Raw genomic sequence first — 24,843 nt, 5'->3', positions numbered from 1 at the left:
GCTATTGTATTAAAGCGGTACATCGGGAAGCCAGCGCTGTTGATCACATATTTCCGCCATCCGCGTCATAAAATGGAGCGTTGTCTTGAAAGCGTTTTAAGAAAAGAAGAGAGCGAGGAGATTTCAGAAAATGAAAACCAGTTTCTTTCGTGTGTGCCTGGTCTCAGCAGCGGTTATCGGGTTCACTCTGCCGCAGGCAAAAGCCCAGCATCCCGTTTTTTCAGAGGTCAGCGTGCATGATCCGTCCGTCATCAAAACAGGCGATACATACTATGTATTCGGCTCGCATTTGGCTTCCGCCAAGTCGAAAAACCTGATGCAGTGGCAGCAACTGTCTTCAAGCGTCAATCCCAATAATCCCCTGATCCCGAACGTCTACTCCGAATTAAAAGAGACATTCGACTGGGCCCAGTCTGATACGCTGTGGGCGCCGGATGTGGCTCAGCTGGCTGACGGGAAATATTACCTGTACTATAACGCCTGTAAAGGAGACTCGCCGCGATCCGCTCTCGGTGTCGCCGTGAGTGACAAAATTGAAGGACCCTACAAAAACAAAGGCATCTTTTTGAAATCAGGCATGGAAGGAAAAAGCGAAGACGGCACGACGTATCATGCAAACGTTCACCCGAACGTCGTAGATCCGCAAACGTTTTTTGACCATAAAGGCAAGCTCTGGATGGTGTACGGCTCTTACTCCGGGGGGATTTTTATACTGGAAATGAATCCGAAAACCGGTTTCCCGCTCCCGAACCAAGGCTACGGAAAAAAACTGCTCGGCGGAAATCACAGCAGAATCGAAGGCCCGTACATCAGCTACAATCCGGAAACGAAATATTACTATCTGTATCTGTCATTCGGCGGACTTGATACAGCCGGCGGCTACAATATGCGTGTGGCGCGTTCCCAAAATCCGGACGGTCCGTACTATGACGCCGCAGGCCATAACATGCTTGACGCCAAAGGAAAAGACGGCAGTTTCTTCGACGACAAAGCAATTGAACCGTACGGGGTCAAACTCATGGGCGGCTACAGCTTCGCCTCACAATCTGAAAAAGGCACGGGCTACGTCTCTCCGGGACACAACTCCGTGTTTTACGACGGGAAAACGAAACGATCATACCTCATTTTCCACACCCGTTTCCCGAACAGAGGAGAAGAGCACGAAGTCAGAGTGCATCGGCTGTACATGAACAAAGACGGATGGCCCGTTGCAGCGCCGTACCGCTACGCGGGAGAACCGGATACACACATATCGGCAGCCGCCGCATCCGGAGCCTACAAACTCATCCAGCACGGAAAAGACATTACAGCTACGATCAAAACCCCAAAAACCATCCGGTTTAACAACGACGGCACCATTTCCGGGGAAATGACCGGAACCTGGACAATAACCGACAGCAGCAAAGCCCGAATCAACCTGAACGGCACAAATTATGACGGCGTCTTCCTGAAAGAATGGGACTCAGCGAGGGAGAAGGAAGTTGTGACGTTTAGTGTGCTGAGCGGTGATGGGGAGGCTGTTTGGGGAGTGGAGTAGTTTAATCAGAGACGTTATTTAGAATAAAAAAAACTCTTTTTCGTTGATATCTTCCTCATACGTAAAAGAGTTTTTTAAATTGTTATCTATCTTAGATATTGTAATGTGGACTTATGTTCCTTTTTGAATTCATCCCAACAGGCTTCTTGTTTAGCCCATTGTGTAACATTACGTTCTCCAGCAGAATCCCTTAAATAATTTAAAGTAACATTCGCGATAGTTGCAATGATGGGGTTCCAAACATCTGATAATTTTTGGTTTTCCCAAACTTTAATTAGGTTTATTTGATCATCATATATTTCTTTCAGGATTGCTACAGAATAATAAACAACGTTAGCTCTGTACCCTTTAAGTTTTTGTTCAGATACAATTTCATGTACTCGCATGTTAATAATAACTCGCGCTATTAATTTTTTATAATCATCAAGGCTTAAACTTTTTCTATCTTCTTCATTTTTTTCAGTTTTCCAATAAGGCGAATTGTGTTCCATGAATTCCTTAAAAGCTGCTTCCCCTCCTTTACTTGAAATGTGAGGAAAACCTTCCCAAGACATAAAATACTTTGCTAGGTCTACTTTGGAAAGCACTTTATCTGAAGGATTTTGTTTTTTGAAGTTATTAGATCCTTTATCTTTCTTGAATCTGTTAACATCAACCATATATTGGCCTCTAGTACGTTCAAAATACCATTTTTCACCCGCTTTACGTCCATCATGTACAGGTATCCACGTGCTTCTGGAGAACATTTCAATCTCTGACATAAATCGAGTATTAGCTAGAAGGTCCGACTTATTAATTTTGTTTTGAGTGTTGGCAAATTCCGATATTTTAGCAACCATTTTATCTTCTAATTTAATTCGCTCGTCTTCATTTTTACTGCTTACCTTTAATATTGTTAATTTAGTTTGTATGTAGACTTCACTTAGATCGATACCTTCCAAATAAGCTCGGTGAATAGAAGCCGTAGTCTGTCCGCCGTTTACAATCTGCCATCCGTCAAGCCCTTTAATAGTAAAGAGGTTGATGCCTTCAGCAGATTTTTCAATGTCCCCGCTTCTGGCCACGGAAGATATCCCATTGTTGTAGGCTACAAACATCTTGCGCTCCTCAGGGTTTTTGAGTGTATCTCTAATTCCTCTATTTGTCTGTGCACGTGCCTGCAGGAAGGAACGAACGTTTCTTTCAACCAATTTTGGCCCCCAAAAATTATAGATTTTGGCTAAAAGTTCTGCAGGGATAAAACCAATATAACATTCAAAATTATTAGCTGTATTGTCCGGTACATACATCATTTCAAAAGTTTCGTCAAACTGATTTTTAAAATCAATAAAAGTTAGCTGATCCCCATTGTCGGCGGAGTATAGTTGATAGGCTCTTTCAACGTCCCATACATGAACATGGACCTCATTAATACCCGGTATGTTTAACTGGACCATTTTATTTGATCTGTAAAACCTGTTTGTTACAACTATAATATCAATAATATTTATATCATTCTCTATAATTGTTCTTGCGAGAGAATGGGATTCTTGAGACGAATCTATGTTGTTAAAAAGCAATTTTGCATTTGTGTAGAAACGTTTTGCTTTTTCAGCTATAGAATTTATTTCAGACATAGTTATAGTCAGCATCTCATCTTCACTTTGTTCATTATCATAATCTACTACATATAACTGAAGTCTGCTTTCCTCCTTAATGTTGGAATAAGCATTTACTAAAATTTTTTTATGTGTATTTTTATAGGGAGGATATAAAATATTAGGGTCATTTTCGCAATCAATATACTTAAGCATTTCATTTAGAAAAACATTCTGAAACATTCCTTCTTTTGTGGCTTTATCTAGTACTACATTTAATAGATTACCTAAAAAATTTCTTTCTAGCTGTCGTTCCAACATATTAATATTCAGCTCCATTTTATATTGTATGCATGGTTTTCTCGTAATAAAAACTCTTCACAAGCTTTTAAATCTATAGAATAACTAACATGAGATACAGCAGAGTGAAGAGATTCAGGCAAAATACGGGGAAACTTCTCATTTGCATCATAGACTTCAACGCTGTTAATTGCAAAGAGATTCTCAGCATACTCCCCATCACGATAACCGGCCTTTATCAACAGTTCATTAAATACCAGTAATATTTCTTGAGACATGCTTTCAATTAAGTCTCTAATAATATTAACCATTGAATCAAGCGATGTACCATGGGTCCGGCTATTCTCAATAAAGCAAACATACAAGTATATAGATTGTACGGCCTCTGTTAAGTTTAGTTGCTTCTCATTGGAAATCTTCACTTTCTTACCTATTTTTTCTGTTACTGTTTTTATTTCAATACAATGGTGTAACATATTAAAATCCAAACGACCTGTTAAGGGGCCTTCCCAGCAATTTATTAAAGTTGGAGGAATTCCAGGGTTTTTTTCAATCCATTTTTTTATATAGTAAAGTTCGCCGAAAAGTCCTTTTTGTTGTTCCTCTGTTAATTTTTTAAACCCACCTTTAGAAAAGAAAGCTTTCCACTTATCTAAAGTTCGATATAATAAAGGATATAATTCTTCTGTTTCAGCCTTTAAAGTGATTGTTTCTAGGACATTTTGCAAAACAGATACAAATACATCTGTGTCATACCCTTTTTCTTGGCTGATAGCTACAACATATTCGTTTTCAAAAGGTCCAATCTTAGAGTGGAAATCAAAGCTAATAGTCATGCCTTTCCACTTAGGTAATGATATAATTTGTTCTTTTTTCCATGATTTTTTTCCAGCAGTAATAAATAAAATCCTTTGTTCTGAACTTGGATTGATGCCTGCAAAAACAGCAACGGGATCGACCAAAACAAGCCTTAGTTTGAATGGAGAAGGCTGAACAGGATGAATTGATTCATTAAACATTTCTGTAAAATCATTTTTTATTGAAACCATTATGTTCTCCTTGAACCTGCTGTACTGTGCTGTTTATTTGATAGACTTTATCATTTTCAATATTAGTCCCGGGAAAAGAAAGGGCAACTCCTATCGGTACGAGTTCTTCGCTGAAGTTTATTTCTAAATCACTAAATATTTTTACGTTTGGATTTAAAGGATAAATCATAAGAAAGCCTTGAGTTTTGTCTCTTTCTTCACGCATTTTCCTCTTTGATTTCGAGGTAAAAGGTTTTCTTTTATCCGAATCTAGAAATTCTTGGTTATCCGCTACAATTGCCCGTATATCTACTAGCTCTCTGGATTTATTGTATTCATGTGCTTTCTCTCCACGCATAACGGTATTTGATAGATATAAACTTCCTAATTTAACCGGATGGCTAGGTACAATATGATCTGACATTTGACCTTCAAATACTGCTACTGTCCAATTTTCCAGCTCATTATTTTCTTTATTAGCTAGGGCTATATAATTTGATAGTAAATTTGATTTAACTATTGTTGCATGATCACTAGTTTGGTAATCTTGAAAGAATTTCAATATAGTATTTACATTTACATTTTTGGCTAAGTGATATAAAGATTTTTTTCTCTTAATTGAAGAAAAAGTAAGATTAGACACAAGATCTGACACAGCTTCCATGTTCTTGCGAAAGAAAGTTTCAGAAGCATTAAAAACTCTTGTCTGCTGCAGACTTGCATCAAAACGAGCATTATAATTAGTCGCCATTTTCATTTTTAATACACTTGTTAATCTCATTGTTTCATGACTTAACATGCGTACTGCATATTGCATTGGTGTTTTGTTTTTTTCTGCCATATAATCAAGTTCCTCACGCAACTTTTGCATAGCAATGGCCAAATGTTCAAAATGGTTTGCTATTGTCTCTGAAGTATAAATCCGGCAAAGGTCTATATAACCTTCTCGATAACCAAACCAACGGCCCATTTGCATTAATGTATCATACATAAGAGTATTGCGTGTATAGTATGTAATGCTTAATCCTTCAAGGGTAAGGCCCCTTGAAAGCTTGTCTCCTCCAATTGCAATAACATTTAGTCCGTCTTCTTTATAGCTATGATAATCTAAAGCATCGCTACTGTCGCCATTAATTGCAAATAATTGTACCGTTATAATGCTTTTTTTTATTTCTTTCAATACAGTGTTCCATTCAAAGGTCTTGATACTGTTATCCCATTCTTCCGTTGTTTTAGTTATTTCATGATCATAAATAAATTTAAGTTCATCTATTATAGGGCTGTTTTGGTCATAAAGTATAGAATCTGTATAAGCCGCGAATTCTTCAGCGATTACAGCTTTAATATAGGTTTGAACACCCTTTAATCTGGAGATATGGATGAGCATTGAATTATGCTTTTTTTTCTGGCCTCTTAGATTTCTTACCGCAATAGTGATTAAAAAGGATAAAATCGCTTTTTTCATTTGTTTTGGAACGGAATCAAATATTTCTATATCGTCCACTTTTTTTATTGACCCAATGAGTTTCTCTTCATCACTATCTAAATACTTAATTAAACTAGGTTTACTATAATTGGAAATTTCTTCGGTGTTAAAAAACTCTTCAGGCCCACAATATCCTGCTGGTTTTGGCAGACCAATTAGAAAATCTTTAGGATAAAGATCCTTGCCTTCAGCCTCTGTTTCAGAAGTTACATCGATTAACAAGTTTGCAAAAGGAGTAGCAGTGTAACCGACATAATTTCTGCGTGGAAAAATATCTAATAGCTGTCTAATTAATTTATTAATTGTTTTTGGTTCTTCTTCTTTTATCTTGTCCGCCGTATCAATTGAGGCTTGATCTGCTTCATCATCAATTATTATGACCGGTATATCTAATTGATAAAGTCTTCTATGATTGATTAATTGTTCAATAAGTGTTTCCAATACTGACTTGTTTTTCTTAACGACCATTAAAGTTGGCTTATTCAGATGGGACACTTGAGGGGTTGTGCGAGCAGATATATCATGCTTTTCGGTAGTCCATGTTCCAATAATATGATCATCATTATTAGGGCTGATTTCAGCTACGCCAACTGGGCACCCGCTCTTATCTGTACGATTACCAACAACTTCTTCTTCCAATCTTATTTGGGTCTGAGTCCGCAGATCGTTATGAATTCCTGCGAGGACAATGATTAATTTATAACCGACATCAAATGCTTTATTTATGAGACCTGTAAAATTTGCAGTTTTTCCTGATTGAACATATCCTAAAACCAGCCCTCTTTTGTCAAAAGGACTCAGGTTCTCAGGATTACCGAGGAATTCTAGTATCTTATCAGTTGATTTATCAATAGAATCAACAGTTTCAAAATCCCATTGTTTTTTATCGAGCAAATATCTTCTATATCGATTCCAAAAGTAAAAAGTTGCTTTCTTTGATGGTGAATACCAGTTATCTCTGTTCTTTCCGTCTAACACACTAATTTTATTTGGTAACTCCATCCCAATTTTGTATTTGAAAAAGATTTTTGCTTTTGCTTTCTCTTTCTCAGTTTGAGAAATTTCTTTTATATTGAGAATGTTTAAGGCATAATCAAAAGCTTCTTCCGCAGCTTGATCTCGATTATGGCCGTGTGCTTCCATACTGGAGTGAATTGTCTGGAAATGAAAATCCAATAAGTTGAAATTTATATTCATTCTTTGCTCTCCTTTTCTAGAATATATTTCAGTGTGCTTTTATTAAACATCTCAAAACCAGGTTGAGCCATTAGTGCTTCAATAATTTCTTTTTTTGTATTCAAAAGGCCAAGTTGTGTCATTGTTTCAGTAAAGCGATGAACCATTTCTAACTGTTGGCCTGTAAAATTTTGAATTTCGTTTTCTGATTGTGGTACTGCTATAATATTTACAGGTGAACCTACTTCAATTAATTTCAAAAAAAAGTTCAGCATTCGCGCTTGTTCTTCATTCAACTGCTTTAATAACTCTAAATAAATTGGATGACTTTTATTTAAAACAAAAGGGGATTGTGAATCTTTTCCAGACTGTTCCCAAGTATTTAAGCTGCCTTTAATTTTGCCTCCAGCTATTGAAGACTGTGTCCTGAAGTAATATATCTCTCTAGAGATATCTCTTGCTTCTTTGGCAATTGGACGTAAGATTTTTATGGCTTGTTCGGGTATTGTAACCATTGACTTCTTAACATCAACTTGCCAATCAGAATCCGCTGCATTAGTGATGTCAATTCGTACTCTGGCTAATTGAGATTGAGTATCCTTTGGGAAAAGGTTTCTCCAATCTCCATAGTGTAATAAGCGATTTTCCCTATATATGTATAAACCTTGATGATCTCTCCATCCTCTTTCTCCGCCTGCTTTTTTAAATTCAGTGCGATTAAGTTTGGAGGCATGGGGAAGAATTGTATACTTGACTTTCATCTTATGTCCATCTAATTTCCATAGTGTTTCTTCTCCTTCAATTATTGAGGGATGTTCAGTCATAAAAGGGTCCCAAGGAGTTAATTCCACCCCGTTTATAGAAATAATAATCTTGTTATTGTCTATAAGATCATGAAAAACAAATTCAAGATGTTTTTGAATTTGAGCGGTTTTGGCAAAAAAAGTTTTTCTTTGTATTTTTTTATTGCGCATATAACGATCAAGTTTATCAATTATTATGACAGTACCACTAGATCCATTAATTTCTCCCGCCACTTCTTTAACCGGAGTAGGTATAGAAGTTAACAGGTTCCATTCGTTGCATTCAGATACGTAATCGAGATCCCAGCATCTCTCATGGTATACTCCGTCTTTCTTTGTTATAACGCTTAAGCGTTTTCCTAATGAAAATGAGGCAGTTTTTAACCCCATTCCAAAACGACCTAATTCATTTGGTGATCTTTTAGTTCTAGGATCTTTTGCTCCTATATTCATTGCAGTCTGTATTTCTTCTTCGCTCATACCGTTCCCATTATCTTCAATTTTAATATAGCCATTAAGTTTATCATATTCAAAGTGTAATGTGATTTTTGAGGCCTGGGCATCAATTGCATTATCAACTATATCTGCAATTGCAGTTTTTGCTTTATAACCTATTGATCTTAGTGCATGAAGTACTGGTGCAGCTGATGGCCGTGTTAGTATAATGTTCATAAATCCTCCTGTTTTTCAATTTTTAATATAATTATAATAAAATAAGTTATTTCAAACGTATATCTTTCTAAAAAGATTTAACAAGGATTATCAAAAAAGCTTGACGATATACTGATTTTATCGTCAAGCTTTTTACTATTTTAAATCTAATAATTCATTTTTAAGTGAGGTAGTGGGTTCAACACCCATAGCATTTAATAATGCCTCGGCTGCTGCACGTGCAAGTAAAGGGGGAACTGCATTCCCTACTTGTTGATATTGCTGATCTTTTGTCCCTCTAAATTTAAAATTGTCTGGAAATGACTGCAGACGGGCTGCCTCGCGAATACTTATTGCTCTAGCTTTTTCTGGATGACTCCACATTGATTTTCTTACGTTAACGACTGTAGGAGATGGACTGTCATAATCTAGTCTTAAATAGATTGTATTCTGTGTTCTAGACACATCAGAGTAGGTTGTTTTTAACTCATCATTAAGACTGTGAAAATTTTTACCTTTCGATTGAAGTATTGCTTCAAAACGAGTTTTACTTAGCTGACGGCTTTCAGTATTTATATGATTATCAATCAACCCTTTATCAGCATCTTTTCTGAAATATCGAAGCATAGGCGATGCCTGCTCATCTGATTCTATATAATCTAATGGTTTAGCTTTTTCCATATCTGTAAGGGGCGTTATACCAGCTAAATCTTGTATTGCATCTCTTACTGTAAAAGGCGTTGAGTCTACCAACGCATCGGGAAGTTTCGGACTATTCTCAAATAAATCATTTCTAACACCAAGGATGATAAACCTTCTTCTTATTTGTGGTACGCCAAAGTCTGTAGCTGTTAAGACCCCGAAATCAGTATTATATCCAATTTGGTGGAATGCCATTTCAAGATATTTTACAATATTATAAGACCAAACCTTTGCAATGATTTTAATATTATCCTTAAGTGTATCATCTATATAAAGCTCATATTTAATTTTTTCATCATTTAGTTCTTTTATTCTTAACAGTAACAGATTGACACTTATAAAGTTAGTGATATCTTTTTTAGCGCATTTATCAAATTCCTCAGTATCCTCAAGCAACAATTGTAGTGCTGATTTTCCACGAGAAACTATATCTTTAGTGCTTAAGCGATCTCCATCTGTTTGGAAAGTTTTCAGTTGGTGATTAATCAACTCAATAATTCGAATAATATCTTTTTTTTCCTTTAGTGACAAACTAGGATTACCTGCTGTCTTAATAATTTTTTTTGATATACTTCTCAAGCGGGATAAGTAGTTATGATCCCTAATTATTGGTTTAGGGGGAGTTGACCCATCGATAATTTTTCTCCAAATATGACTTAGTGATATTTCAACTGACTCCATTAGAATTATCTTATCATCCATTAAAAACTTATTTTCAATCAAGTTTTCTTTTGATGTATTAAATAAGCAAGTTAAATGTTCTAAAGAGCTATATGCAAAGCGCGAATTATCCAAATGTTTTGTGATGAAAAATTTATGTTTATCTGAATTCATCGATGGCACATTCTCCATAAGAAATGCAGCTGGCCGAATCTCATCAATAGCACGGAAAAACTCTATAACAAGCTGATTATTTCCTGATATCAGATAATTTTTCTGCCTATTAGCATTGGAAAATCCTTGACAAGGAGGCCCACCAATAATTGTTAATAAATTAGGATCAATGTTTTTGCTCTTTTTCCATTTACGGAAGTCGATTTTACTAATGTCACTGGTATCACTATCGTCCGGTCTAATAATAATGTCTCTGTTTCCGCCGTGGTTATAAACATAAGTTTCAATAGCTGCTTGATTTATTTCTACCGCTCCAATTGTTTCAAAGCAGCCAGTTTGCTCAAATCCTTTGCTTAGACCTCCAGCACCAGCAAATAAATCAACTAGTTTAAATCTCTTATTATTGCTGTTCATTTCTTTCAACTCTTTCTGCTTATAGGAAATATATTCTCTGTTTTTCGGTGTTTCTTTCTATAGCAGCATACCCTTTTTTATGCTTACGTTGCAAGTTTATTTTTTAAAAAAATTGACGGTTATTGCTCTTAATATAGGGAAGAAATATATTAATTATTAAAAGAGAGGTTAAAGCCAATGGGTGATACTCATACAAGAGAGCAAAGAAGAAAAAACATGCAAGCAATTAAATCTAAGTCTAAATTAGAGGATAAGGTTTCTTCAGAATTATGGAGAAGGGGTTTAAGGTTTAGAAGGAATGTAAAATCTCTTTTTGGTAAACCAGATATAGCGATAAAAAAATACAAAATTGTGATTTTTATTGATTCTTGTTTCTGGCATGGCTGCAGTATTCATGGGAATAAACCAAAGAGCAATTCAGCTTATTGGGAGAAAAAGCTACAGAGAAATAAAGAAAGAGATAAAGAAGTAAATTCCTATTATCAAGTAATCGGCTGGCATGTATTAAGAATATGGGAACATGAATTAAAAGAGAATTTTACGGAAACAATTAATCATATTGAAGCCTTTATCAGAGAGAAAAAAGGCAAAAATGAGTTATAGGGCCAGAGCATAGCTATCTATCTCAATCTGAATTTTATAATAACGGGTTTTTGATTTCTGGAAGCTGAAACGAACCAGATATGAAATACACATTTGACCCTTGAGTTTTCAGATATTAACTATTTGAGCAGATAGCCTCATTGTTGCCGTATACGTGGAAGAGAAGGCTTAGTTTTGCGTATAACTTAGACTTTAATTTGTTTCAAGTAACAATAATGTTTCAAGAATATCAAAATGTAAGCGTTGACACCCCATAAATCCAGTGCTAAAGTATACATATCAACCCAATATCATTCACCTAGGATTGTTACTGCAAACCGCAGGCAAAACCTAAATTGCGTCAGACAGGGGAAGACCCCCGTGTGCTGTGCAGTTTAGGTTTTTTTTATACCCTTTTTTGGAGGTGATGCTGATTTCATAACAAAAAAGCCGGAGAAAGGCGGCCACCTTTCGTCCGGCAGTTCCCCCATTTTTAAGGAGGTATACTCATGGACTATCATAAAATATCAAAAGAGATTTTACAACTTGTCGGCGGGGAGGAGAATGTTCAGAGTGTCATCCATTGCATGACGCGGCTTCGTTTTAATCTGTATGACAATGCGAAAGCAGATCGGAGCGGGCTGGAACAGACGGAAGGCGTGATGGGGACAAATATCAGCGGCGGGCAGTTTCAGATCATTGTCGGCAATCATGTGCCGAAGGTGTATCAGGCTTTGATGGAGAGCAGCGGGCTCAGTGATGAAAGCGCAAACAAAACATCAAAACAGAAGAAAAATGTGCTGAGTGCTGTATTTGATGTGATTTCCGGCGTGTTTACGCCGATTCTGCCGGCCATTGCCGGAGCCGGCATGATAAAAGGGCTTGTCGCGCTAGCGGTGACATTCGGCTGGATGTCGGAGAAGAGCCAGACTCACAGCGTTCTCACGGCTGTCGGTGACGGTGCGTTTTATTTTCTGCCGCTTTTGCTTGCGGTAAGCGCGGCGAGAAAATTCAGATGTAATCCGTACGTGGCGGCCGCTGTGGCGGGTGCGATCCTGCATCCGGATTTAACGGCCCTGCTTGGAGCAGGGAAAAGCATCTCCTTTATCGGTCTTCCTGTAACCGCTGCCACGTATTCATCGACAGTTATCTCGATTTTGCTGGCGATCTGGCTGATGTCCTATGTGGAGAAGGGAATCGACCGAATCACTCCTTCATCTTTGAAATTGATTGCCGTTCCGATGCTTACGCTTGTGATCGTCGTGCCTGTCACCCTGATCACAGTCGGTCCGCTCGGCGCGATTCTCGGAAATTATCTGTCTGTCGGCGTCAATGATTTGTTCAATCATGCGGGCATTGCCGCGATGATTCTGCTTGCCGGCACGTTTTCGCTCATCATTATGACGGGGATGCATTATGCGCTTGTGCCGATCATGATCAATAACATTGCCCAAAACGGACATGATTACATTCTGCCTGCGATGTTTTTGGCGAACATGGGGCAGGCCGGCGCGTCATTTGCGGTTTTCTTGAAATCAAAAAACAAAACCTTCAAATCACTCGCGTTTACGACGAGCATTACGGCATTGATGGGCATAACCGAACCTGCCATGTACGGCGTCAACATGAGATTGAAAAAACCGTTCGCGGCTGCATTAATCGGCGGCGCGGCAGGCGGCGCTTTTTACGGTGTAACGGGTGTCGCTTCTTACATTGTGGGCGGAAACGCCGGTCTGCCGAGCATTCCGGTCTTTATCGGGCCGACGTTTCTTTACGCGCTGATCGGGCTTTTTATCTCGTTTGCGGCGGGTATGGCGGCGGCACTTCTGATCGGGTTTGAGGATGTACAGTCTGAACGGGACAAAGCATCTGAAACGCCGGGTGTGACGGCAGGCGGAGAAATCATTCACAGCCCGATTAAAGGCGAAGTGAAAGCATTAAGCGAAGTGAACGACAGCGTCTTTTCCGGTGGAATGATGGGAAAAGGTTTTGCGATTCTTCCTGAAGAGGGTGCAGCGGTTTCTCCCGTAGAAGGCAGGGTGACAGCCGTATTTAAAACAAAGCACGCCATAGGCATTACGAGCGCCCGGGGAGCCGAAATTCTCATTCATATCGGGCTTGATACGGTACGGCTGGATGGCAGGCATTTTGAAATGCACGTTAAAGAAGGCGATGCCGTCGCGCCGGGAGATCTGCTGATTACTTTTGATATCGAAGAGATAAAGGCTGCCGGTTTTGACGTGATCACGCCGGTCATCATTACGAATACGGATCAATATTCATTTACAGACGTGAAAAAAAGCGGAATGGTCAAACCGAACGAAGCGCTTCTGGCGTTATCCTGAAAAAGAGGTGGAGAAAACATGAAGAGATTTCCGGAAGGTTTTTTATGGGGCGGCGCAACGGCTGCCAATCAGATTGAAGGAGCTTATAAAGAAGGGGGCAAAGGACTTTCTACGGCGGATGTCTCCCCGGACGGCATTATGTCTCCGTTTCATGAGACGGATGATGCGCTGAATCTGTATCACGACGCGATTGATTTTTATCACCGCTATCAAGAGGATATCGCCCTGTTTGCAGAGATGGGCTTTAAAGCGTTCCGCACCTCCATTGCGTGGACGAGAATTTTTCCGAACGGCGATGAAACAGAACCGAACGAAGAAGGGCTGCAATTTTACGACCGTTTGTTTGACGAATTGAGAAAACATCAGATCGAACCGGTCGTCACGATTTCTCACTATGAGATGCCGCTCGGTCTTGTGAAAAACTACGGCGGGTGGAGAAACCGCCGGACGGTCGATTTCTATGAGCGGTATGCCCGGACGGTTTTCACCCGTTATAAAGACAAGGTGAAATATTGGATGACCTTCAATGAAATCAACGTTGTTCTTCATGCTCCGTTTACAGGCGGCGGTCTTATATTCCGGGAAGGAGAAAATAAACAAAACACGATGTACCAAGCGGCCCATCATCAATTTGTGGCGAGCGCGCTGGCGGTAAAAGCCGGCCACGAGATCATCCCGGATTCCCAGATCGGCTGCATGATCGCCGCGACGACGACGTATCCGATGACGCCAAAGCCGGAGGATGTATATGCGGCTTTGCAAAAAGAGCGGAGCACGCTGTTCTTTTCTGATGTGCAGGCGAGGGGCAGCTATCCGGGCTACATGAAGCGCTTCTTTAAAGAAAACGGAATTACGATCGAGATGAAGGAAGGAGACGAGGCGCTCCTGAAAGAACATACGGTGGATTACATCGGCTTCAGCTACTACATGTCGATGACGGCCAGCACGGCGCCTGAGGATCTGGCGCAATCTAAGGGAAATCTCCTCGGCGGCGTGAAAAACCCGTACCTGAAATCTTCCGAATGGGGCTGGCAGATTGATCCGAAGGGCTTGCGCATCACCTTAAACACGCTGTACGACCGTTATCAGAAACCGCTCTTCATCGTCGAAAACGGGCTCGGCGCGGTTGATCAGCCGGAGGAGGACGGAACCATTCAGGATGATTATCGAATCAATTATCTGCTTGATCATTTAATAGAGGCAAGAGAGGCGATTGAAGACGGCGTCGACCTGATCGGCTACACGTCGTGGGGGCCGATTGACCTCGTCAGCGCCTCAACGGCAGAAATGAAAAAACGCTACGGCTATATCTATGTCGACCGCGGCAATGACGGAAAAGGCACGTTTGAAAGAAAGAAAAAGAAAAGTTTTTATTGGTATAAAGACGTCATCGCCACAAACGGAGAAAGTCTGTAAGCGCAATGTTCCGGAGAAAGCCGGCAAAATTGACATTCAGCAAAGAGAGGAGGACAATAAAAGCAGAAAGGCGGGATTCATATGTTTAAAAAAATTCTTGCAGCAGTAGACGGTTCTGACATGAGCAGCAAAGCTTTGGACGCAGCGATCCATCTGGCGAAAGAACAGCAGGCTGAACTCACCATTCTCTATGCGGGACGTGAAGCCGTTGTCTCCACATCAGCCTTAACAGGGATTGTCTATGTTCCGGAAAACTTCATTGAAGACATCAAACATGAAGTCGAGCAAAAAGGAGCGGCCATTCTGGAAGAGGCCAAGCAGAAAGCGGCTGAAAGCGGGGTAAATGCGGAAAGCCTGTACGTCCAAGGCGAACCTGCGCATCAAATTTTAAACATAGCGAAAGAACAGCATTTCAATCTGATTGTCGTTGGAAGCCGCGGAATCAGCGGATTTAAAGAAATGATGCTCGGAAGCGTGAGCCATAAGGTCTCACAATTGTCTCCTTGTCCTGTACTGATCGTTCATTAAACAGAAAGCCCTGCTGACGCGGGGCTTTTTTTAATGAGAAAAGACCGCCGTCTTTCGAAAAACAGGATGAAATCTTCCTCTGAATCAAGTAAAATGGCTGTTAGTATTTGTCTGAATAAACAGTCAATGATATGGGGGAAGCGAATCAATGCAAGCTGAACAAACATCAAATGCCGTCATCAAAATGGTCATTTCCATGGTCATTTTCGGATCAATCGGCTTTTTCTCGGAACATACGAATGTGCCTTCAATTGAACTGGTCTTTGTGAGATGTCTGTGCGCCTCATTGTTTCTGGGCGTTTGCTGGTTTGGTTCCGGACGGTACCGCACCGAACAATGGAACCGGCGTGAGGTGCTGCAGACACTGGCCTGCGGATTTTTTCTCGTGCTGAACTGGGTGTTTTTATTTAAATCATTTGAGGAGACATCAGTGACGATAGCGATTTCCGTTTATCATCTGGCTCCGGTTCTCGTCCTTCTTCTAGGGAGCCTTATATACCGGGAGAAACTGCATATTGTGTCCGTCACTTCCATCGTGATTTGTTTTCTGGGCACCGCCCTGATTTCCGGCATCAACGGAAGTACATCATTTTCTCAGCTGATGGGATCGGGTATTATTTGGGCCGTGCTGGCCGCCCTTTTTTACGCCTTTACGACACTGGCCGGGAAAGGCATCAACAGTCTCAGTCCATATGCGGTCACCTGTTTGCAGACCGGGTTGGGCGTTATCATTCTTCTCCCGTTCGTCCGTTTCGGCGCTTTTTCTGATTTGTCGCATGTGAACTGGATCATGATTGTGTCAACCGGTATCATTCATACGGGAATTGTGTATTTGCTCTTTTTTGACAGCTTGCGGTTTTTATCCACCCGGTTTATTTCAATCATCGTATTTCTTGATCCGGCGGTGGCGATTGTGCTTGACACCGTATTTACGGGATTTCGCCCCGACCTTTATCAATCTTTGGGGATTGTGATGATTTTTGCGGGGATGGCGATGTCCTTGATTCGAAAGCAAAAAGCCGTGCCGGCGGAAACTCATGCAGACAGCACCCGTATATAGGCGGCCGTATCGGCTGCTTTTTTTGTTTTGGGGCTTTTCAGCCATAACGAAAAAGCAGACAAACAGATCATGGAAAAAGAGGATAGTAATTGTATAATACTTCATGTGTTTACAATTTAAGAGATTAAAGGAGTGAAGGGCATGAAAAAGAAGACGCGTCATCTCGCTTTCTTGGCTGCACTCGGCTTTGCGCTTTGTCTGGCCATCGTATGTTCCGCATCCAAGCAGGCAGAAGCGGCAGCGGCTTATCCGGATGTGATGCAGGGACTTACCGGATTCGCTGGCAATGCGAAGGATCATAACGGAAAAGCAAAATCCGCCGTATCGGGAGGCCAGGGCGGCCCCGTCGTCTACGTCAGCAATCTCAATGATCTGAAAAACAATGCGGGCGGAACGGACCGCAAAACCATCGTCATCACAAGTGATATTTCTTCCCCGGGTAAAGCCGTTGTGACAGTCGGCGCCAATAAAACCATCGTCGGCTCTTATACCAGCCACAGGCTGACCAACATCTATCTGACCACCGGCTCCGGCTCAAACAATGTGATTTTCAAAAATCTCATTATCAGCCATAATGCCGCCATTACAGGCAACAACGACATTCCGATGTACATAGCGAACGGACAGAATTACTGGATTGACCACGTGTGGTTTGAAGGACACAGCTACAATCCGACCAGCCACAGCGATTTGGGAAAGCTTCTGTATGTCGGCGCCAAAGCGGATTTTGTGACACTGTCTAACTCTAAATTCACAGACCATCTGTACGGCCTGATTCTCGGTTATCCGAATGATGATAACGAAGGACGCAATTATATCGGCTATCCGCATATGACGATCACCAACAACTATTTTAATAACGTCTATGTGCGTTCACCGGGCCTGATGAGATACGGCTATTTTCACGCAAAAAACAACTATGTGACCAATTTTAATTTAGGATTCACCATTCATACAAACGCGACTGTCTTCTCAGAAGCCAACTATTTCGGTAACGGAAATGAAAAAGGCGGAATGATAGACGACTACGGGACGGCCCAATTCACCGACATCGGTTCATTCCCGTCGCTCAAAGCCCCGAAATCACCGCGCACCGGCTGGAATCCGAGATCAAATTACAGCTACGGCACGCTTTCAGCCCAGGACGCCAAAAACTTCGCCCAATCCTACGCGGGAGCGCAAAATACAAATCTCCGCTATCCATAATACGAAAAACCGCCGGCAGCCGGCGGTTTTTTTATATGAATAAAAGGTTCAAAATTCCTATAATCCTTAAAATAACCTTAAATACCTAGGAAAATATTGATAAACAATTTCAATAATATTACTATTGTTAAGCCTATATTACAAAAGAAGGAGGAGAACCTATGAAAATAGGAAAAAAGAACAAGTGGAAAAAATGGCTGGCCGGCACTCTTGCGGCAACGCTGATGATTTCCATTGCGCCTGCCGATGTGTTTGCGGCAGAAACGCGTGAAAAACAAGATCAAGCGAAAACCGCCGCCATTCCGGCCGCAGACCCGGAAAAAGATCTTCCGGCGGAAAAAGCATCTGAGCAGATGCCTTTTGATCAAAAAGATATCAATCAAGACGGTGAGATCACGTCTGAAAGAACTGAGAATTCAAAGCTTTACTATGAAGGCGAGGGTGTGTACAAACAGGAAATCTACACAGACCCCATTCATACGAAAGAAACCGCCAATGCGGACTGGGAAGACATTTCTCCTGAATTGAAAACCGGCTCAAAGGATGTCGGGACGGAAAATACAGTGCTGAACTCCGATTTTCTGAAGCAAATGAAAAACGGATTATACGCTACATTTGAACACGGTGATCATAAGCTCACATACTCATTAACCGGCGCAAAAGGCCCCGATCAGGCTGCAATCACTCCGACAGATGCCTCAGCAAAAGTGAAGGAAGACAGCAACGAGCTTACGTATCAGCAAGTGTTTCCTGCTATTGATTTACAAACCTACACATTTAACGAAAACATAAAAGAAGACCTTGTGCTTCACAAATATGAAGGCTACAATTCCTTCACCTTTCAAATCAAAACCGACCTTCAGGCTAAAGAACAGGAAGACGGCTCGATCGCGTTTTCTGATGACAAAGACAATGTCGTCTACACCGTGCCGAAGCCTTTTATGACCGACTCAGATCTCGATGAAAAGTCAGGTGAAGTCAGCAGGTCAGAAGATGTCAGCTTCAAGCTTGAAAAAAACAGCGAAGGCTGCTTGCTGCATGTAACGGCCGATGAAAAATGGCTGAAAGATCCAAAGCGGGTTTATCCGGTATCTATTGATCCTTCCACATCAGTATCCGTGTCATCCGATACCTTTGTCATGAGTGCGTACCCGACGACAAACTACTCTGCCGCGTCGCAGAAATGGGACGCCGGATTGAAAGCGTACGTGCTGAAAACAGGTTATTATGACGGCACAACTGGAACGAACTACGCATTTATGAAGTTTGATAATCTAAAGCCGATCAAAAACATGACGGTGACAAAAGCGACGCTTAAAGCATACACAGCCCACTCCTATTACGGATCAAAGGCGACGGGGCTTTGGCTCGACACCGTAAACAGCAATTACGACAATGCCAAGATCACGTGGAAAAACAAGCCGGTCTCCAAAAACATCGGCAAAGCCGAGGTCTATAAAGGCCAATGGGCAAGCTTCGATGTCACATCCGCAGTCAAGTCGTGGAACAGCGGCGGCGCCAATTACGGCTTTAAGCTTCACACAAACGGAAACGGAAAAGAATATTGGAAGAAGCTGATGTCATCAGCAAACTCTGCTAAAAAACCATACATTGAAGTGACATACACGATTCCGAAGGCGGACACGCCGTCTGTCAAAGCGTATCATAACGGAGATTCGACAGGGTTTTTCAATATCAGCTGGAAAAAAGCTGAAGGCGCCAAAAGCTATAAAGTGTGGCTTTATAACGGGAAAGAATATCAGGCCATTTCTGTCGGCAATGCAACCTCTTGGAGCACAAAAGGAAAAAACATCTGGCCGACAAAAGCGGAAATCGACTCCGGCAAATATAAGCTGCATACAGACGGAAAAGGCGGAACTGAATTAGCGCTTAATCCTTCGCCGGTCTATAAAAACGCCGGCGGCAGCTATCCGGCAAGTAAAAATTACTGGGTCGCGGTCAGCGCAGTGTTTGACCAGGGAGAGGGCGCCATGTCTGCGGCCGCCAAGCCCGTCATTCCGAATATCGGAAGAGTTCAGAAACCAAGCACGAAAGGCTTTAATAACAACAACGCCACAGGCTGGTTTGATCTTTCCTGGAAAGCCGTATCAGGCGCAGCCGGGTATAAAATGCAAGTCTTTAACGGCAAAGGCTTTGAAACGCTTGACCTCGGAAATAAAACATCCTGGTCCACAAAAGATCAAAACATCTGGCCGACAAAGGCGGAAATCAGCGCCGGAAAATATGCGCTTCACCTGAAAGACAAAAAAGGCGCGGAATTGCCGATCAACCCGGGCCCCGTTTATAAAAACGCCGGCGGAGATGCGAACCGGAAAACCTACGGATTTAAAGTCATTGCTTATAACAAAGACGGAGAAGCGATCGCCTCACCGGAAGCGAGTCCGGCGCTGCCTGATATCGCAAAGCCGAAAAACCTGACAGGCTATGTCTATACGAACACGAAATCGAGCCAAACGGGTTATGTCAATCTCATATGGGATAAGGTCAAAAACGCCAAAGGCTACAAAATCAACATTTACAACGGAAAAGACTATCAATCATTCGATGTCGGGGATACCGATCATTGGACGACCCAAAACAAACACATCTGGCCGTCAGCCGATGAAGTGAAAGCGGGAAAATTCCAGCTTCACACGGACGGAAAGGGCGGCGAACTGGCGCTTGACCCTTCACCTGTTTACGAAAACGCAAACGGCAATTACAAAGGGAAGAAGAACTATTCCTTTACGCTGACCGCCTATGACGCAAATGGTGACAGTATACCGACGGCACCTTTTAACCCTGTTTTCCATGAAGGTGCGGAATTCCTCGGAACGGAAGAATTCTGGTCTATTATCGACATTCCGGACGGACAGCTGAACGGCGCGACGGGAAATGTCATCGTCAATGAAGAAGATATGTCAATCGACGGACGCGGGCCGGGGCTCGGACTCTCCCGGACCTTTAACAGCCTTGACAGCTCTGACCATATGTTCGGCCAAGGCTGGTATGCCGATGCGGAAACGTCGATCCTTTCTGAAGACGGCAGAGCCGTTTATATTGATGAGGACGCGACAACACATGTCTTCACGAAAAAATCTGACGGCACGTATCAGCCGCCGACGGGTGTTTATCTCGAACTGACAGAAACAAGCGACCAATTTGTATTAAAAACAAAGGATCAGACGAACGCTTATTTCAGCAAAAAAGGCGGCAAGCTTCAAAAAGTCGTTGACGGACACAACAACACAACCGTATACGAATATAACGACAGCAATCAGCTGACCGCCATAACAGACGCATCAGGGCGCAAGCTGACATTTACCTATGATGAAAACGGCCATGTCACATCTCTTACAGGGCCGAAAAACAAAAAGATTTCGTATTCATATGACAAAGACCTTCTCAAAAAGGTGACGGATACTGACGGCAGCGTCACAAGCTACGACTATGATGCCGAAGGGCGCCTCGTCAAGCAGTATTCCGCAAACAGCACGGGTGACAAACCGCTGTTCACTGAATACCAATACAGCGGCCACCGTCTGACCAAAGCCGTCAATGCGAAAAAAGAAACGTATGACTACAGCTATGACGCGGACAAAAAAACGCTGCTCATGACGCAGCCGAACGGCCGCAAAGTGCAGTACGGCTATAATGAGGCGGGCAACCCGATTCAGCTGATCGATGATGCCGAAGGGCTGAAAATCACGACCAACACTGTATACGAAGGCAACAACGTCATTCAGGACACCGATCCGAACGACGCGGATGCGGGCAAAGCGACAGAAAGCTATCAATATGATAAAGACGGAAACGTCACAGCCGTAAAAGACAACTACGGCACCGAAACGTATCAGTACAACAAAAACAATGACGTGACGAAAATGAAGGATACCGAGGGGAACGTCACTGATATTGCGTACGACGGACTTGATGCTGTTTCTGAGACGGATCAAAGCGGAAAATCCTCATCCGCCGCCGTGTATGACAAGTATGGAAATCTCATTCAATCAAGCAAAGAGCTGGCAGCTTCGGCAAGCCTGCTGAAAGACGGCAGCTTTGAAGGAACAAAGCTGGGCTGGAATCTCACCGCTACGAGAGACAGCGGAAGTATTGCATCTGTAAAAGCAAGAAGCGGCGCGCTGTCCGGACAAAAAGCACTGGAGATCACCTCACAATCCGCTTCAGCCGGAACAGAGCACGGCCATGCGTCCGCAACGCAGGAAGTGCAGCTTGAGCCGAATACGACGTATACACTCAGCGGCCAGATCAAAACGGATCTGACAAAGGCGAGAGCGTATTTCAACATTGATCTGCGTGACAAAGACCAAAAACGCATTCAATGGATTCACAATGAATCAGGCGCATTAGCCGGAAAGAATGACTGGACGAAACGGCAGATTACCTTTACAACACCGGCCAATGCAGGAAAAGCCATCGTCTATATGGAAGTGGATCATAAAGACAAGGACGGCAAAGGAAAAGCGTGGTTTGATCAGGTTCAGCTGGAAAAAGGCGAAGTCTCTTCAAGCTATAACCCGGTTCAAAACAGCAGTTTCACGGCTAAAGCAGATGGCTGGAGCACAAGCGGAGCCGCCGCTGACCTTGATGAAGGCTTCGATGATGACAGCTCATTAAAAGCGTCCCGCACAAATGCATCACAAGCCAATGCGGCCGCAAAACAAACCATTACATTAGGCCAAAGCGCGGACGATAAGCCGGTATATATTACGCTGACAGGGATGTCCAAGGCAGACGGCGTAAAATTAACGAACGACAATGATTACGCGCTTCAGGCCGGCGTCACTTATGCGGACGGCACGACAGGCATCTACACCGCCAAATTCCCGCAGGGGACACAGGAATGGAACCGGGCAGCGGCAGTCATTCCGAAAACAAAGCCGATCAATAAAATCGAAATCAGCATTCTGTTCCAAAAAAGCGCCACGGGAACGGCGTGGTTTGATGACATCCGATTAATCGAAGGAAGCATCCTGACGAAAAACACCTATGACGAAAAAGGAAACTACGTCACAAAAGAAGAAGACGAACTAGGTTATGCAAGCACTGCTTCATATGACGAGACTGGCAAGAAAATGTCTGAAACCGACGCGAAAGGCGAAACAACCGCCTACGAATACGATCAGGCCGACCAGCTGACAAAGCTGACCCTGTCAAACGGCACATCCATCCTTCACAGCTATGACAAGGAAGGAAATGAGCTGACAAAAACGATTCGGGCCGGCGCAGACCAGACCTATCAATATGAATATGACGTCATGGGCAAGCTCGTCAAAACAACCGACCCGCTCGGCAATGTACTGAAGAGTGAATATGACGCCAACAGCAACCTGACGAAAACCGTTTCCGCCAACGGCAATGAAGTGTCGCTGACCTATGACGGCACCGACCGGGTTAAGTCAAAAGCGTATAACGGCACTGAAAAATACAACTTTACCTATGACAAAAACGGCAATGAAACGTCAGTCACAAACAAAGAACAAAATACAACGAAGAAACGCACCTTTGACAACAAAAACCGCCTGACCGAATTAACCGACCGCGGCGGCAGCCAAAGCTGGACGTATCCGGCTGATTCAGATAAGCTGAAAACTTTCTCATGGAGCCACGGCGGCCAAAAAGGAACAAACAGCTTTACGTACAACAAACTTGATCAAATGATTGAAATGAAAGACGGCACTTCAGCCTATACATTTGATTATGATGAAAACGGCAATGTCCAGACATTCATCAGCGGAAATGAAGTCGGCACGAGCTTCTCATATGATGAGCGGAATCTTGTCAGCTCTCTTCATATCGGAGCGAAAAACGGCGGCAGCATCTTCCGGGAAAGCTATGAATACGACGCCAACGGCAACCGCACGGTCATCGACAGCTCAGCGGGCGGAAAGGTGCAGTACGAATACGGCAAGCTCAACCAGCTCGTCAAAGAAACCCATGAAGACGGCACCGTCATTCAATATACGTACGACGGCTTCGGCAACCGGACAAACGTCACCACCACAAAGGACGGCGCAAGCAAATCAGTCAACGCATCCTTCAACATCATGAACCAGCTGACGAAGGTGAATGACGAAGACCTGTCCTACGATAAAAACGGCAACCGCACATCTGACGGTAAATACACATATACGTGGGACGCGGAAGACAACCTGACCGCCGTCACGAAAAAAGGCGAAGACAAGCCGTTCGCAACATACAAATACGATGAAAAAGGAAACAGAATCCAAAAAACCGTCAACGGAAAAGTTACGAACTACTTCTACGACGGAGACAGCTTGAACGTTCTGTATGAAACAGACGCCGACAACAACGTCACAAAATCATACACGTACGGTGACAGCGGCCAGCTGTTATCCTATACAGAGAACGGCAAGAAATATTTCTATCACTACAACGCACACGGTGACGTCATCGCGATCTCAGACAGCACCGGAAAAGCCGTTGCCAAATATCAGTACGATGCGTGGGGAAATCCGACAAAAACCGAAGCAAGCGAAGAAGTAAAAGACAACCGCTACCGCTACGCAGGCTACCAATACGACGAAGAAACCGGCTTGTACTATCTCATGGCCCGCTACTACGAACCAAGAAACGGCGTATTCTTATCACTCGACCCAGACCCGGGCAGCGATGGGGATTCCTTAGATCAGAATGGATATGCATACGGAAACAACAACCCAGTCATGAACGTCGATCCGGATGGGCATTGGGTGTGGCTTGTGGTAAATGCCGGATTTGCAGCCTATGATGGATATAAGGCATATAAATCAGGTAAAGGATGGAGAGGTGCAGCCTGGGCAGCGGCTTCGAACTTTGGTCCTGGGAAGTTATTTAAGGGTGCTAAAAGGGTTTATAGGTTTGCAAAAACAGCAGGCAGACAAGGAAAACAAGCTAAGTTAAAATCTTTATTAAAGGATCATAAACAGCCTAGGCATGTTAGAGGGTGGATAAAAAATGAAATTAGACATAAGAAATACAAAAACAGAAAATCGATACGTGTTCCAAAAGGGTATGAACTAGCTCACAAACGTGGTTACGAGGCAAGAAAAGGTGCGAGCTACAAGCATTCTGATTTACAAGTAATAAGAAATCATAGGTTACAGCATTTTCATGATGGTTATGGTAAAGGAAGAAAAAATAAAAATACCCGATGGAAATATAGAGGATAATAAGG

At 42.5% G+C, this 24,843-nt stretch carries 13 protein-coding genes; 8 read left to right on the top strand and 5 right to left on the bottom strand.

Going from position 1 to position 24,843, the window contains the following annotated elements; genetic code table 11:
- The first annotated feature begins 130 nt into the window (after window positions 1–130).
- On the top strand, window positions 131–1,537 hold the full coding sequence (locus VP472_RS19220) for an arabinan endo-1,5-alpha-L-arabinosidase AbnB (protein WP_146275873.1): 1,407 nt from the start codon (window positions 131–133) through the stop codon (window positions 1,535–1,537).
- 86 nt (window positions 1,538–1,623) lie between these two features.
- Here VP472_RS19220 and VP472_RS19215 read toward each other — a convergent pair whose 3' ends face one another.
- From VP472_RS19215 to VP472_RS19195, 5 genes are all read right to left on the bottom strand, one after another.
- Window positions 1,624–3,435 carry an AIPR family protein gene (locus VP472_RS19215; protein WP_146275871.1) on the bottom strand — a complete coding sequence of 604 codons (1,812 nt, stop codon included), beginning with the start codon at window positions 3,433–3,435 and terminating at the stop codon, window positions 1,624–1,626.
- Window positions 3,436–3,443: 8 nt separating this feature from the next.
- Entirely contained in the window at window positions 3,444–4,463 is a 1,020-nt protein-coding gene (locus tag VP472_RS19210; RefSeq protein WP_146275869.1) for a PD-(D/E)XK motif protein, read from the bottom strand.
- Window positions 4,444–7,125 (bottom strand): Z1 domain-containing protein, encoded by a 2,682-nt coding sequence (locus VP472_RS19205; protein ID WP_146275867.1) that lies wholly within the window; start codon window positions 7,123–7,125, stop codon window positions 4,444–4,446. Before VP472_RS19205 ends, VP472_RS19210 begins: the two co-directional genes overlap by 20 nt.
- Complete coding sequence (locus VP472_RS19200) at window positions 7,122–8,579, bottom strand: ATP-binding protein (RefSeq protein ID WP_146275865.1); 1,458 nt, start codon at window positions 8,577–8,579, stop codon at window positions 7,122–7,124. The genes VP472_RS19205 and VP472_RS19200 overlap by 4 nt, the downstream gene beginning before the upstream one ends.
- A 135-nt stretch (window positions 8,580–8,714) precedes the next feature.
- A complete protein-coding gene (locus VP472_RS19195) occupies window positions 8,715–10,508 on the bottom strand; it encodes a DNA cytosine methyltransferase (protein WP_146275863.1) in 1,794 nt (597 codons plus the stop codon).
- A 177-nt stretch (window positions 10,509–10,685) separates the two neighbouring features.
- Between VP472_RS19195 and VP472_RS19190 the strand changes: the two genes are divergently transcribed.
- The 7 genes from VP472_RS19190 (at window position 10,686) to VP472_RS19160 (ending at window position 24,838) form a co-directional block, all read left to right on the top strand.
- On the top strand, window positions 10,686–11,111 hold the full coding sequence (locus VP472_RS19190) for a very short patch repair endonuclease (protein WP_045925557.1): 426 nt from the start codon (window positions 10,686–10,688) through the stop codon (window positions 11,109–11,111).
- 488 nt (window positions 11,112–11,599) lie between these two features.
- A complete protein-coding gene (locus VP472_RS19185; RefSeq protein WP_146275861.1) occupies window positions 11,600–13,435 on the top strand; it encodes a beta-glucoside-specific PTS transporter subunit IIABC in 1,836 nt (611 codons plus the stop codon).
- 18 nt (window positions 13,436–13,453) lie between these two features.
- The gene (locus tag VP472_RS19180) at window positions 13,454–14,851 is read left to right on the top strand and encodes an aryl-phospho-beta-d-glucosidase (protein ID WP_146275859.1); all 1,398 of its coding nucleotides are present in this window, start codon (window positions 13,454–13,456) and stop codon (window positions 14,849–14,851) included.
- A gap of 81 nt (window positions 14,852–14,932) precedes the next feature.
- Complete coding sequence (locus tag VP472_RS19175; RefSeq protein WP_039253283.1) at window positions 14,933–15,379, top strand: universal stress protein; 447 nt, start codon at window positions 14,933–14,935, stop codon at window positions 15,377–15,379.
- 148 nt (window positions 15,380–15,527) lie between these two features.
- Window positions 15,528–16,439, top strand: coding sequence for a DMT family transporter (locus tag VP472_RS19170; RefSeq protein WP_146275857.1), 912 nt, complete (start codon window positions 15,528–15,530; stop codon window positions 16,437–16,439).
- A gap of 141 nt (window positions 16,440–16,580) precedes the next feature.
- Window positions 16,581–17,645, top strand: a complete 1,065-nt coding sequence (locus VP472_RS19165) for a polysaccharide lyase family 1 protein (protein ID WP_039253287.1) — start codon at window positions 16,581–16,583, stop codon at window positions 17,643–17,645.
- Window positions 17,646–17,806: 161 nt separating this feature from the next.
- Window positions 17,807–24,838: a DNRLRE domain-containing protein gene (locus VP472_RS19160; RefSeq protein ID WP_146275855.1), complete on the top strand. Its 7,032-nt coding sequence runs from the start codon at window positions 17,807–17,809 to the stop codon at window positions 24,836–24,838.
- The last annotated feature ends 5 nt before the right edge of the window (window positions 24,839–24,843 follow it).

This window comes from Bacillus sp. MT(2024) (assembly GCF_036362845.1).
In the GTDB taxonomy this organism is placed as follows: Bacteria; Bacillota; Bacilli; order Bacillales; family Bacillaceae; genus Bacillus; species Bacillus velezensis.
The sequence above is the reverse complement of the archived record's forward strand: the minus strand, read 5'-3'. Positions and strand labels throughout refer to the sequence as shown.

Bases quoted from the DNA above. Each gene is read 5' to 3' on its own strand.
- VP472_RS19180 (WP_146275859.1), top strand. From the start codon at position 13,454: ATGAAGAGATTTCCGGAAGGTTTTTTATGGGGCGGCGCAACGGCTGCC.
- VP472_RS19215 (WP_146275871.1), bottom strand. From the start codon at position 3,435: ATGTTGGAACGACAGCTAGAAAGAAATTTTTTAGGTAATCTATTAAAT.
- VP472_RS19185 (WP_146275861.1), top strand. From the start codon at position 11,600: ATGGACTATCATAAAATATCAAAAGAGATTTTACAACTTGTCGGCGGG.
- VP472_RS19170 (WP_146275857.1), top strand. From the start codon at position 15,528: ATGCAAGCTGAACAAACATCAAATGCCGTCATCAAAATGGTCATTTCC.
- VP472_RS19205 (WP_146275867.1), bottom strand. From the start codon at position 7,125: ATGAATATAAATTTCAACTTATTGGATTTTCATTTCCAGACAATTCAC.
- VP472_RS19175 (WP_039253283.1), top strand. From the start codon at position 14,933: ATGTTTAAAAAAATTCTTGCAGCAGTAGACGGTTCTGACATGAGCAGC.
- VP472_RS19190 (WP_045925557.1), top strand. From the start codon at position 10,686: ATGGGTGATACTCATACAAGAGAGCAAAGAAGAAAAAACATGCAAGCA.
- VP472_RS19200 (WP_146275865.1), bottom strand. From the start codon at position 8,579: ATGAACATTATACTAACACGGCCATCAGCTGCACCAGTACTTCATGCA.
- VP472_RS19210 (WP_146275869.1), bottom strand. From the start codon at position 4,463: ATGGTTTCAATAAAAAATGATTTTACAGAAATGTTTAATGAATCAATT.
- VP472_RS19195 (WP_146275863.1), bottom strand. From the start codon at position 10,508: ATGAACAGCAATAATAAGAGATTTAAACTAGTTGATTTATTTGCTGGT.
- VP472_RS19165 (WP_039253287.1), top strand. From the start codon at position 16,581: ATGAAAAAGAAGACGCGTCATCTCGCTTTCTTGGCTGCACTCGGCTTT.
- VP472_RS19220 (WP_146275873.1), top strand. From the start codon at position 131: ATGAAAACCAGTTTCTTTCGTGTGTGCCTGGTCTCAGCAGCGGTTATC.
- VP472_RS19160 (WP_146275855.1), top strand. From the start codon at position 17,807: ATGAAAATAGGAAAAAAGAACAAGTGGAAAAAATGGCTGGCCGGCACT.